The sequence below is a fragment of the Acinetobacter sp. UBA6526 genome, from assembly GCF_002434875.1.
Classification (GTDB): Bacteria; Pseudomonadota; Gammaproteobacteria; order Pseudomonadales; family Moraxellaceae; genus Acinetobacter; species Acinetobacter venetianus.
Map to the genome: position 1 here is coordinate 1 of NZ_DJLC01000087.1, position 11787 is coordinate 11787.

At 36.4% G+C, this 11787-nt stretch carries 13 protein-coding genes; 8 read left to right on the top strand and 5 right to left on the bottom strand.

Annotated elements, in window-relative coordinates; genetic code table 11:
* Nucleotides 1–417 precede the first annotated feature (417 nt).
* Nucleotides 418–1572, top strand: coding sequence for a catalase family protein (locus B4237_RS05475; RefSeq protein WP_286942059.1), 1155 nt, complete (start codon nt 418–420; stop codon nt 1570–1572).
* A 65-nt stretch (nt 1573–1637) separates the two neighbouring features.
* Here the strand turns inward: B4237_RS05475 and B4237_RS05480 are convergent, their stop codons facing one another.
* Together B4237_RS05480 and B4237_RS05485 are read right to left on the bottom strand one after the other, a co-directional pair.
* Nucleotides 1638–1832 (bottom strand): hypothetical protein, encoded by a 195-nt coding sequence (locus B4237_RS05480; RefSeq protein WP_004879207.1) that lies wholly within the window; start codon nt 1830–1832, stop codon nt 1638–1640.
* A 111-nt stretch (nt 1833–1943) separates the two neighbouring features.
* A complete protein-coding gene (locus B4237_RS05485) occupies nt 1944–2171 on the bottom strand; it encodes a hypothetical protein (protein ID WP_019384320.1) in 228 nt (75 codons plus the stop codon).
* A 191-nt stretch (nt 2172–2362) separates the two neighbouring features.
* Here B4237_RS05485 and B4237_RS05490 point away from each other — a divergent pair, with 191 nt between their 5' ends.
* On the top strand, nt 2363–2596 hold the full coding sequence (locus B4237_RS05490; RefSeq protein WP_004879202.1) for a hypothetical protein: 234 nt from the start codon (nt 2363–2365) through the stop codon (nt 2594–2596).
* Between the two features lie 117 nt (nt 2597–2713).
* Here the strand turns inward: B4237_RS05490 and B4237_RS05495 are convergent, their stop codons facing one another.
* Nucleotides 2714–2995: a hypothetical protein gene (locus B4237_RS05495; RefSeq protein ID WP_278596721.1), complete on the bottom strand. Its 282-nt coding sequence runs from the start codon at nt 2993–2995 to the stop codon at nt 2714–2716.
* A 165-nt stretch (nt 2996–3160) separates the two neighbouring features.
* On the bottom strand, nt 3161–3373 hold the full coding sequence (locus B4237_RS05500; protein WP_278596720.1) for a hypothetical protein: 213 nt from the start codon (nt 3371–3373) through the stop codon (nt 3161–3163).
* Nucleotides 3374–3558: 185 nt separating this feature from the next.
* On the opposite strand from B4237_RS05500, the gene B4237_RS05505 reads away from it, so the two are divergent.
* From B4237_RS05505 to gcvH, 5 genes are all read left to right on the top strand, one after another.
* Nucleotides 3559–4002, top strand: coding sequence for a BLUF domain-containing protein (locus tag B4237_RS05505; protein ID WP_278596728.1), 444 nt, complete (start codon nt 3559–3561; stop codon nt 4000–4002).
* Between the two features lie 323 nt (nt 4003–4325).
* Complete coding sequence (locus B4237_RS05510) at nt 4326–6173, top strand: ABC transporter ATP-binding protein (RefSeq protein WP_004879193.1); 1848 nt, start codon at nt 4326–4328, stop codon at nt 6171–6173.
* Nucleotides 6173–6613 carry a MaoC family dehydratase gene (locus B4237_RS05515; protein WP_007482361.1) on the top strand — a complete coding sequence of 147 codons (441 nt, stop codon included), beginning with the start codon at nt 6173–6175 and terminating at the stop codon, nt 6611–6613. Before B4237_RS05510 ends, B4237_RS05515 begins: the two co-directional genes overlap by 1 nt.
* Before the next feature lie 128 nt (nt 6614–6741).
* Nucleotides 6742–7767, top strand: coding sequence for an AraC family transcriptional regulator (locus B4237_RS05520; protein WP_004879189.1), 1026 nt, complete (start codon nt 6742–6744; stop codon nt 7765–7767).
* Between the two features lie 141 nt (nt 7768–7908).
* On the top strand, nt 7909–8283 hold the full coding sequence (gene gcvH / locus B4237_RS05525; RefSeq protein ID WP_004879188.1) for a glycine cleavage system protein GcvH: 375 nt from the start codon (nt 7909–7911) through the stop codon (nt 8281–8283).
* A 57-nt stretch (nt 8284–8340) separates the two neighbouring features.
* On the opposite strand, the gene aspA is transcribed toward gcvH, so the two are convergent.
* Entirely contained in the window at nt 8341–9783 is a 1443-nt protein-coding gene (gene aspA / locus B4237_RS05530; RefSeq protein ID WP_286942065.1) for an aspartate ammonia-lyase, read from the bottom strand.
* Nucleotides 9784–10264: 481 nt separating this feature from the next.
* On the opposite strand from aspA, the gene putP reads away from it, so the two are divergent.
* The gene (putP, locus tag B4237_RS05535) at nt 10265–11740 is read left to right on the top strand and encodes a sodium/proline symporter PutP (protein ID WP_286942068.1); all 1476 of its coding nucleotides are present in this window, start codon (nt 10265–10267) and stop codon (nt 11738–11740) included.
* The last annotated feature ends 47 nt before the right edge of the window (nt 11741–11787 follow it).

The window sequence follows — 11787 nt, forward strand, 5'->3', positions numbered from 1 at the left end:
ACGAAAAGATGCCTCGAAACCATTTTCATAATCAGTGATTGCAAATGACATTGTTTGTGGGCCATCAACACGCCAATACATCGGACTAAATCGATCAATGATCATGTCCTCAACTAAAAATAACGGTGCATTACCACTGATAAGAGTTTCATTTTGCTTACTATTTTCTGTCATCTATTTATTCTCAAGTCATCAACATAAAGCCTCATCATAAATTTTATTTTTCACGTAATTGTTAAGATAGATAAGCTTTTGAGTAAACTTAGGTATTTAAAATATATTTGAGTCTTGCGATTTTCAGAATTCTTTTGAGTTTCAAAACACTTACAACCGTTTGATTGTCATTTACTTATCAATGCAACACAATGATTTAATATAACGACTAAAACCAGAACAGCATAAATGAGGAAATCGGTCATGTTTTATCAAAAATACATTATTCCGCTGTTTGTATTCTCCTCAGTTTTCATCGCTGTGTCTGGATGTAGTGAAGAAATATATCAAAAGCCCCCGCTATCAACATTCAAGAATGATGAGACGAAAATTCCTTATCCACAAATAGACCAAGACTTGGGTGAGAAATTACAACCGAATGAAGCACTATTAGCACTAGAAATTTCAAAGACCATCGAGCAAACCATACGTAAACAGTATCAAAATGGTCATGCTCTACGTGATGCTCACCCTAAAGCACATGGTTGTGTGCAAGCTGAATTTCATATCTTAAAGGACATTCCAAAGCAACTTGCCAAAGGCGTGTTTATACCAAACAAAACCTATCAAGCTTGGATTAGATTTTCCAATGCATCAGGTGATGCAACCCAAGCAGATAACAAAAAAGATGCTCGTGGCATAGCGATTAAAATTTTAGGCGTAGCAGGAAAGAAAATTCTAGAATCTAATCCTCAAGCAACAACTCAGGATTTTATTATGATTAATCATCCTGTTTTCTTCGTAAATGATGCCAAAAGATATTTGAGTTTTACCAAACACATTAGCGGAGATCATTTTACCGACAAAATTCAAGTTCCATTTGCACTCGGTATAAAAGGTACGATCAATGCTTTAGGTGCTCGCAACTCATTAATTGCAAATCCAATCCAAGCACGTTATTGGTCAATGGTACCCTACCAACTTGGCATCGGTGAAAACCGACAAGCAGTAAAATACTCTGTTAGAGCATGTCAGCCTGAAAAAGCAACTATTCCTAAAAATGCTGAACCAAACTTTCTAAGAAGTGCTTTGAAGAATACATTAGCTCATCAAGATGCTTGTATGGAGTTCCTCATTCAACCAAGAACATCCAACAAAATGCTTATTGAAGACTCGATGACAGAATGGAAAGAATCTGAAGCGCCTTTTTATCACATCGCAACAATTCATATCCCACAACAAAACTTTGATACAGCAAAGCAAAATGAGTTCTGTGAAAATCTTTCATTTACACCATGGCACGCCTTACCCGAACACAGACCACTCGGTGCGATCAATAGATTAAGAAAAGTGATTTATGAAGATATCAGCAGAGTCCGTCATGAAATGAATGCAGCACCACGACAAGAACCGAATTAATTAGATATTTAGCTTGTATGAGAAAATGAAGCTCTTAGTTACGAGCTTCATTTGTAGTCAACAGCTTACTGAACATTGAGTTCTGTATCTTTCGCAACAATCACGGAAGCGACCATTGGAACACCCAGAATGATTGGAACGACAATAATCCATAGGTCAGTTGTGAGTTTACTTGAGAAAAAGAAGTGAATGACGATTGCAGCTAAGGCCAACACAGAAAATAAAACAGCCATGAATCGAATTGCAAACTTGAGAAGCATTTTTTGATCCTATGAAATTGTTGTTAGCTTAAATTATATGCCTCTTTATCATGCAATAACATTACAAATTTTAAGGGATTTATCACTTTTTAAATATGTGTGATTGAAGCCTTACTCTCGATAAAAAATATTTAGATCTTTAATTAACTGATGCTTAGAAAACTCATCATAGATGTTTAATTTTAAAGAATTTATATAATTCTCTACAAAAATCATCCTATTGATTTCAGTATTTAATAAATTCTTTTCCATCAAAAATTTTTGATAGGCTGAAATTAAATAGTTTAAACGAAAACCTATACTTCGCTTCTTACGACTTTCCGAAATTTTATTTCCCATCTCTAAAATCCCTCCAAAAGTATGAGGACTTATATCTTATTCATTAAATTTTTCTTCATTAATTGAAAAGTATAGCTTTAATATGACAGTTTTATGACAGAATTTTAATAATTCTTTCATAAATTCATGTAGATAAGTTAATTAACTTGTATTATTATTTCATAAATTCTTAAAAGTGATGCATCCATAGCATGAACGATACTAGTCTTTTAAACGAATTAAATTTAATGATTGATCATTATGTTTCTCGAAATGGCTCTAAACCAAGTCGAGTAATTCTGGGGTACAAAGCATATTCAACACTTATGAATGACCGAGAATTTGCGAAAGAGGTTACTAATTCAGCACTAGATCCCAATAAGCGCAAATATAGAAAACTTAAAATTAAGGTGACTAAAGACGATTATCAGCTTGAATTAGAATAAAAGATTTAAAAGAAAGCTCTCAAAAGAGAGCTTTTTTATTTTCAGTGTAAAATATTAATATAACAAAATTTAGGATTTAATTGGGTTTAAGTAAAATAAAATCAATATCTTATAAAGTTACTTAGTGTTCACATCAATTCTAAATACCTTTCCATTGCACACCCAAACCGTATAAGTTTGCATATCGATGTCATAAAAATATTCAGTTGCCGCACAAGAGCGACGCCCTTCTCTGTGAGTGAAATATCTCGGCGAAGATCTTCCCATTTTTCTCAATAAATCACTCTCACTATCACCAACAACCACTAGCTCATATGAAGAACGTATTGAATTCGTTTCTCTTGCAAAAGCATATTCTGTTAGTAGAAGTGATGTAACTAATAATATTGTATATTTCATCTAGTGTGCCTTTTATTATTCATGTCCACAATTTACCAAATGGTAAAAATAAAATCATTAAAATAAAATTTTAAAGACTTTTAACTTTAGACATGAGGGATAACTCCATTTAGCCCTCAAAGGATAATAATTTGAAAAACTATAGTTCAAATCGCTTCAACTGAATTAAAAATCAATTTTGTATTGATAATTAAGATTAGAATTTTCGGGTATATTGTGAATATCTCGATCAGTCACAACACCGTGTTCAGGCATTTTAAAAGTATTAATTGCCTGATTCTTAGGAACAATCGGCGGTTTCATAGAATTCTCATAATTCATAGAAGAACAACCAACTAAGCTTGTTGCAAATACACACCCCATAAATAACTTCATCATTACCGCCTCTTAATACTATAAAAATCACATAATCTAGCAAATAGTCTGCCGAATGTCTCATTCCTAATATTTATAGACAGTTGTAGTGATCTTGTAAGGTTCGGACAATTATTACGCTTAAAAATATACAAACCTTTGTTTTATCTATATAACTGGATGTGAACTTTAAAATGAGCATATCAATGATGAAGTCAGTAAGGCTTTTATACGTAAGTAAAATTAAGGATATTGACTCCAATCTAAAGACAAATTTGATTGAAATCCTAGATGAAGCAGTAGATTTTAATTATCGCAATGATGTTACTGGTGTTTTATATTATGGCCATGGATATTTTGTACAATGTCTTGAGGGTCAAAAAGATACCATCGATGATTTGTTCTATACAAAGATTGTCAAAGATGACCGACATGTTAATTGTGAAATTCTCTACTATGCAGAATGTGAAGATAATTTGTTCTCACAATGGTCTATGAAATTTTCACCAGTAAATCAAAATATTACTGATTTTTTTATGAAATATCATCTAGAAGAATTCAATCCCTATTTGCTAACGGCTGAAACGACTGAAAACTTTATCTCAGTATTGGCGGGTGAGCCAGAACTTGATGTAAATAGTTATGTAGCTTAATTTCTGTATAGATCAATAGAGTTGACTCATACGCTTCAGAACATTGGAACTCATTGAATGGATAAAATCCTTTAATGAGTTCTAATGCTAGATGAATTACGCTCTTAAATTAAATTTCATGAATTAGTTCGACTACTTTTAGAAACGCTGAGTCCATTATAAAAAAGACTTTTCTCAATCTCATCACTTGATAAATCAGCTTATTAATTTTTCCATTTAGTAAAAATAATATTTACTCGTTTGCTTTTCTCGTTACTCCTATCCATTTTCTGATATGCTACGAAAGCTAGGCGAATCGATACTTTTAATTAGAGGAAACAAGCATGTTGCAGTGGTTTGAAAAACTAGTCGACCCATACCCCACCAAAGACTTAAACAAACCATTACCAACCACATTTTTTGCATTTGTTTGGCAAGCAACAAAAGGCATTCGTCCATATCTCTTTATCTTAATTGCGTGTACCGCAGCAGCAGCAAGCTTTGAAGCATTATTCTTTTCATATATTGGTAAATTAGTAGATTGGCTCACTCAAAGCCAACCGAGTACCTTTTTAGAGAACAATAAGCAAAATATCACGATTCTGATTAGCATTCTTTTCGCCAATATTTTCTTTGTTAGTTTGCAATCTGTCGTTAAACACCAAGTTTTATTTAGTAATTTTCCAATGCGAATGCGTTGGCGCTTTCACAATCTATTGCTTCAACAAAGCTTAGACTTTTTCCATACTGATTTCGCAGGTCGCCTTTCAGCGAAAGTCATGCAAACTGCTTTGGCAGTGCGTGAGTTTTGGATGATTCTCGGCGATATGTTGGTTTATGTGCTGATCTATTTCATCACCATCAGTTTAGTACTTGGATCAATCTCGCCTATTTTAATTGTGCCACTGATTTTATGGTTGGCTATTTTCATCATCATTGCGACGTATTTCATTCCTCGACTGGGCAAAATTTCTCAAGAGCAAGCGGATGCGCGTGCAATCATGACAGGTCGCGTGACCGATGCTTATACCAATATCCAAACCGTAAAATTGTTTGCTCATGCTGGTCGTGAAAGCCAATACGCCAAAGAGTCCATGAAAGAGTTCATGCTCACTGTTTATAAGCAAATGCGTTTGGGTGTCAAATACGAAATCAGCATTCGTTTCCTAAGTGCTTTTTTATACATTGGTGTAATTGGTACTTCTGTTTGGTTGTGGACACAAGGACAAGCTGCTATTGGCGTTATTGCAGCAACAACTGCAATGGTTTTGAAGTTGGATAGTATGGCTGAGTTTTTAATGTGGCATGTCACCATGCTGTTTGAAAATGTCGGTACGATTCAAGATGGAATGAAAACCTTAGGCAAGCCTGTTCAAATTCAAGATAAAGAAGATGCAACGGAACTTACAGTTCAAAAAGGCGAAATCCGTTTTGAAAATGTCAGCTTTGCTTATAATCAAAAAAATGTCATTGATCATTTTAACCTCACGATTAAACCAGGCGAAAAAATTGGTATTGTCGGTCGTTCTGGTGCTGGCAAATCAACACTAATCCAATTGCTCCTACACTTCTATGATGTGAACCAAGGTCGTATTTTGATTGATGGCCAAAGTATTCATGATGTCACTCAAGACAGCTTACGTGCCAATATTGCGTTGGTAACTCAAGACACTTCTCTACTACATCGTACTGTTGCCGAAAACATTAAATACGGTCGTCCAAATGCGACTGAAGCTGAGGTTGAACTCGCAGTTAGAAAGGCTAAAGCAGAAGAGTTTATTCCACAGTTAACAGATCAAAAAGGTCGTGTTGGCTATGATGCATATGTCGGTGAACGTGGTGTAAAGCTGTCTGGTGGACAACGTCAACGTATTGCAATATCACGCGTTTTCTTAAAAGATGCACCGATTCTTATTTTAGATGAAGCAACCAGTGCACTTGACTCTGAAGTCGAAGCTGCGATTCAAAGCAGTTTAAATGACTTGATGGTTGGCAAAACAGTCATTGCAATTGCACACCGTTTATCTACTATTGCTCAAATGGATCGTCTCATCGTACTTGATCAAGGCAGAATTGCTGAACAAGGTACACATGAGGAATTGATTGCTAATGATGGCTTGTATGCTCAACTTTGGAAACGACAAACAGGTGGTTTCTTGGTTGAACAACGAGTGACTCAGGAAACAGAATAATGTTGTATCTAGAAGACTTAAGTGTTGGAGATCATTTCATAAGCCGTGAATATGAAATGACGCTTGAAGAAGTGAAAAAATTTGCCAGTCAATATGACCCCCAACCCTTCCATTTAGATGAAGAGGCTGCTGCTGAACATCCTATTTTCCAAGGATTAGCAGCAAGTGGATGGCATACATCAGCCGTGACTATGCGTCTATGGACTGAATGCTTTCCAATTGCGGGCGGGTTGCTCGGCTCTGAGTCCAGTTTAAGATGGCCTCGCCCAACGCGTGTTGGCGATAAAATTCATGTAGAAGTTGAAATTACTGCGATAGTACCATCTAAAACCAAAACTGACCGTGGTATTGTCAGCTACGTTACTCAAGCTTTGAACCAACATGGTGATGTGCTATTAATATCTACAACTAAAATCATGGTCTTTAGAAAACCAACTTAATTTTTGAACATGAGGTGACTCTCTTGTCCAACAATTTTTATGATTGATTATTTTATTTCATGTAAAGATGTTCAAAACCTAGATGATTAAAGATATTAGCAAAAATTGATGAGCGCCACGGAAAGCACATGAAAACGACCTCAACTCGTCAAGATCAAGGAATACCAGGCGTCTATGGCTTATTGTTATTAGATGTTGTTTCTCGTTGGGGATATAACGATGAAACTTTATTCGCTCCTTTTCATTTAACAAGCGAACAACTGGCTGATCCAAATTTTCGGATACCAACACCGATTGCCAACGAACTCGTAAAACACTCTTTACGCCTTACAGGTGAAAGTACACTTGGATTTCATTTAGGTACGCAAATGCGTATCTCAATTCATGGTTTTATTGGCTATGCGATCATGACTGCTCACGACATTACAGATGCAATTGCCTTGGCGAGTCGCTTTATTCAATTACGATTACCCTTTTTACAACTTTATTTTTCTACTTTTGGTCCTAAAGCTACTTTACAGCTTCAATGTGATATCGATGTTGAACCATTACGCACTGAGATTATCTTAGGTTTGACGATTGGCATCATGACGATGGCAAAAGCTTTAACGGGTATTGAAGATCTTAATGGTGAAGTTGATTTAGATTTTCCCGAACCTCAAGGTTTTGATAAGTATAAAGATAAGTTAACGAGTACCGTTCGTTTTAACCAACCACACTTAATTTCTAGCTTTGATAAAAAATATCTTGGCTTAAAAATGGTCAATGCTGATCCAATTGCAAGCCAAATTGCGATCAACCAATGTGAAACTGAATTGTCAGCTTTAGGTGAACGTCGTCGTTTAGCTATGCGTGTTCGTGATATTTTAACCAACTCAGAACAACATTACTTAAGCATTGAAAGTGTTGCAGAACGTTTGCATATGTCGGATCGAACTCTCAAACGCCAGTTAGCCGCTGAAGGAACATCATTTTCAACACTCGTTGATGAAGTTCGTTACCGTCATGCAACGTCTTTACTCTCACGTACAGATTATAGTTTAGAGCAGATTGCCGATGAATTAGGTTATTCAGACGTTGCGAACTTTAGTCGTGCATTCAAACGCTGGAGTGGTCGTAGCCCGAGTAACTGGCGTAAAGATCCATATTTATAAAGTTAGAATTTGTTGGGTGACTTCAAGAATGACTCAACAATCTCTAAAAGTACTTATTTTATAAATGCTTTTGCTTTTGTTTTGATTAAAAAACATGTATAAAGCCACAAAAATGATGAGACAAATTGTTAAGGAGTTGTCATGAATCATCCAGCTGATTTGAAATATGCGCGTACGCATGAATGGGTAAGAATTGAAGGTGATTTGGTTGTTACAGGAATTAGCGACCACGCGCAAGAAGAGCTAGGTGATCTAGTTTATGTTGAAGCTCCAGAAGTTGGCAGCCATGTTACGGCAACTGAACAAGCTGGTATTGTTGAATCAGTGAAGACTGCTTCTGATATTCACGCACCTGTTTCAGGTACAGTGGTCGAAGTAAATACTGATCTTGAAGACGATCCTGATTTTGTAAATGAAGAGCCTTACGGTAAAGGCTGGATTTATAAAATTAAACCAGACAATATCGCAGATGTTGAAAAATTACTTTCTAACAGCGAATACGAATCAGGTTTATAATTTTTATAAATTAAAAAGCCTAGTCATTGAACTAGGCTTTTTTATGACATGAATTATCTATGCAACGTAATCAACTGGATAGCCGTCAACTTCAGAAACTAGATTTTCAAAAGAGAAAATTTCATCAAGCTGTTCTTGAGTCAATAACTCACGCTCCAATACAACTTCTTGGATGGTTTTATTTTCAGCGATACATTGCTTACCTATCTCATCACACAACGCATGCCCCAATAAAGGATCAAGCAAGGTAATAATTCCGACACTACGCATCACTGCATCATGACATGCTTGTTCATGTGCCTTAATACCACGTACACATTTTTCATCTAGACTTTGAATTGCATGTGTAAGAAGCTCAATTGATTCATTCAATGAAATCGCAATCACTGGTTCCATCACGTTTAGCTGTAATTGACCTGCTTCAGCAGCGAAAGTAATGGTTAAATCATTACCAATCACTTTAAATGCAATTTGGTTTACAACTTCAGGAATAACTGGGTTTACTTTTGCTGGCATGATTGAAGAACCAGCTTGTAATTCTGGCAATTGAATTTCACCCAAACCAGTACGAGGACCTGAACTTAACAATCGCAAATCATTACTGATTTTTGAAAGCTTACACGCCAAACGCTTCAAAGCACTGGATAAAATGATGAAAACACCACAGTCACTGGTTGCCTCAACATAATCTTCAGCACCAACCAGTTTTAAACCCGTAATATCTTTTAGACAGGTTACGACTTTTGCTGCATAGCCTTTCGGCGTATTTACACCAGTACCAATTGCCGTTGCACCTAAGTTCACTTCAAGCAACAATTCGCGAGTACGCTTGATTAAACGAACATCTTCTTTTAATAAGGTTGCGAATGCATGGAATTCTTGCCCAAGTGTCATCGGCACAGCATCTTGCAGTTGCGTGCGTCCCATTTTTAAAACATAACGGAACTCAATCGCTTTATTTTCAAATGAAGTAATTAATTTATCCATCTGTGTAAATAAAGCATCCAAAGAGCAATACGTTGATAAGCGGATCGCTGTAGGATAGACATCATTGGTAGATTGGGATTTATTGACGTGATCGTTCGGATGAATCACATCATACTTACCTTTTTGATGACCCAATGATTCTAATGCAATATTTGCAATGACTTCATTGGTGTTCATATTGATGGAAGTTCCTGCACCGCCTTGATAAATATCAATTGGGAAAGAATCTTGCCATTTTTCAGTTTCATTGATTAAAGCATCACATCCATGCTGGATTGCAATACTTTGAGTTTCCATCAGTTTTCCAAAACTTAGGTTCGCTTGAGCTGAAGCCTTTTTTACCTGTGCTAGCGCACGAATAAAATAGCCATTTTGTCCAACTTTCTGCGAAGATATTTTAAAATTCTCTATTGCACGTAAAGTATGAATTCCATAATAACAATCAGCAGGAACTTCTTTCGCGCCGAGCAAGTCATGCTCTATTCTTATAGTTGCCGTTTGAACCGTGTTCACTTTCCATTTCTCTCAGACGATGCACCTTATTGGTGCGAGACATTAATATGGAAGATTTAGAGTAAATATTCATTAGCAAAATTGCTTAACATTACGTATTTTTTATAATGAAATTTCTCTGCTTTGTTGCAAATGTAACATCATGTTTCATTCATTTTGCCTACTTTTCACACCCATATCGCTGTTTTTTGGCTTGGAGAATATACTTTTGTAACTAACTAAAACGTCGTACCGTTTTTTTGAGCGAAAATCTCATTTTTTTACGCAAGAAAAAATGCTTTTTTTCAGATTAAAAAACGAATATTCATACACTTATTTTAAATTACATAAACAATACATAAAATATACATAAAGTTAACAGTATTTCAAAAAACAAACGTGCTTGAATCTGTGACCTTATCAATCCAAGGAATAGTGGATCATTTTTTTGACTATTCGGATGTGATTGCAAATTATGGATATGTAAGGACAGGCATCCATTATGAATTTTTCTAATCCCACAGTTGTTGTATTCGTGGTATACATCGCTGCCATGCTCGGCATCGGTCTATACGCCTATTTTTCCACCAAAAATCTTGATGATTATATTCTTGGAGGCCGAAGTTTAGGCAGTTTTGTTACCGCTTTATCTGCTGGTGCATCGGATATGAGTGGTTGGTTGCTCATGGGCTTACCAGGCGCAATTTACCTAACTGGTTTATCAGAATCGTGGATTGCAATCGGTTTGATCATTGGTGCATGGCTTAACTGGTATTTGGTTGCAGGCCGTTTACGTGTGCATACCGAAGTACAAAACAATGCCCTCACCCTGCCTGATTATTTTACTGGTCGTTTTGATGATCAGAAAAAAATCTTACGCGTCACATCTGCATTGATTATTCTGATCTTTTTTGCAATTTATTGTGCTTCAGGTATGGTTGCTGGTGCTCGTTTATTTGAAACCCTATTCCACTTACCGTATCAAACTGCGCTTATGTTAGGTGCTTTTGCAACCATTGGTTATGTGTGTATCGGTGGTTTCTTAGCAATCAGCTGGACAGATACTTTCCAAGCAGGCTTAATGATTTTCGCATTATTGCTTCTCCCTATCGTGACGTACATGTCATTGGGAATTGGTGCGGAAGAGTTTACAGCGATTGTAGAAAGTGCACGTCCACACGCTTATGATTTTGTTTCGAATTTAAGTTTTGTTGCGATTCTATCAGCGGCGGCTTGGGGTTTAGGCTATTTTGGTCAGCCCCATATTCTCGTGCGATTTATGGCAGTTAAATCCGTTCATTCAATTAAAATTGCACGGCGTATCTGTGTTGGTTGGATGGGATTGTCTATGGTAGGTGCCGTATTAACAGGGGTCATGGGAATCGCCTATTTTAATTCTTTTGATGTTAACCCTGAAAGTATCTTTATCTTATTTTCTGAACATTTATTTACACCATGGCTTGCTGGTATTTTATTAGCTGCTATTTTATCTTCGATTATGTGTGCGATAGATTCACAAATGCTCGCTTCTTCATCTGCATTAACTGAAGATATTTATCGCGCTGTTTTCCGCAAACATGCCTCGCAACGCGAATTAATGTGGGTCAGCCGCATCTCAATTATATTGATTGCGATAGTTGCTATTGTATTGGCCTATTCGCCTAGCAGCCGAGTCATTGATTTAGTTTCTTTTGCATGGGCGGGATTAGGAGCCGCATTTGGGCCTGTCGTCATATTATCCTTATTTTGGCGTAGAATGACGGCTAAAGGCGCCATAACGGGTATTTGTTTAGGTGCCTTAAGCGTCATTCTCTGGCGTTTAAAATCCGGTGGAATTTTTGATGTTTATGAAATTATCCCTGGTTACATTATCGCAACGGTAGGAATTATATTTGTCAGTTTGGTAGATAAGCCCGCGAGTGAGGCGGTACTTTCGCAATTTGATAACGCATGGAAAAAAATTAGGATGACTGCATGATGCATATTACAGGATGGAGCACATTAGCTGATTATTATCGCAAGGAT

Excerpts from the sequence above, each read along its gene's own strand:
- B4237_RS05515 (WP_007482361.1), top strand. The coding sequence starts at position 6,173 with ATGTTGTATCTAGAAGACTTAAGTGTTGGAGATCATTTCATAAGCCGT.
- putP (WP_286942068.1), top strand. The coding sequence starts at position 10,265 with ATGAATTTTTCTAATCCCACAGTTGTTGTATTCGTGGTATACATCGCT.
- B4237_RS05510 (WP_004879193.1), top strand. The coding sequence starts at position 4,326 with ATGTTGCAGTGGTTTGAAAAACTAGTCGACCCATACCCCACCAAAGAC.
- B4237_RS05490 (WP_004879202.1), top strand. The coding sequence starts at position 2,363 with ATGAACGATACTAGTCTTTTAAACGAATTAAATTTAATGATTGATCAT.
- B4237_RS05495 (WP_278596721.1), bottom strand. The coding sequence starts at position 2,995 with ATGAAATATACAATATTATTAGTTACATCACTTCTACTAACAGAATAT.
- B4237_RS05485 (WP_019384320.1), bottom strand. The coding sequence starts at position 2,171 with ATGGGAAATAAAATTTCGGAAAGTCGTAAGAAGCGAAGTATAGGTTTT.
- B4237_RS05500 (WP_278596720.1), bottom strand. The coding sequence starts at position 3,373 with ATGATGAAGTTATTTATGGGGTGTGTATTTGCAACAAGCTTAGTTGGT.
- B4237_RS05505 (WP_278596728.1), top strand. The coding sequence starts at position 3,559 with ATGAAGTCAGTAAGGCTTTTATACGTAAGTAAAATTAAGGATATTGAC.
- B4237_RS05520 (WP_004879189.1), top strand. The coding sequence starts at position 6,742 with ATGAAAACGACCTCAACTCGTCAAGATCAAGGAATACCAGGCGTCTAT.
- gcvH (WP_004879188.1), top strand. The coding sequence starts at position 7,909 with ATGAATCATCCAGCTGATTTGAAATATGCGCGTACGCATGAATGGGTA.
- B4237_RS05475 (WP_286942059.1), top strand. The coding sequence starts at position 418 with ATGTTTTATCAAAAATACATTATTCCGCTGTTTGTATTCTCCTCAGTT.
- B4237_RS05480 (WP_004879207.1), bottom strand. The coding sequence starts at position 1,832 with ATGCTTCTCAAGTTTGCAATTCGATTCATGGCTGTTTTATTTTCTGTG.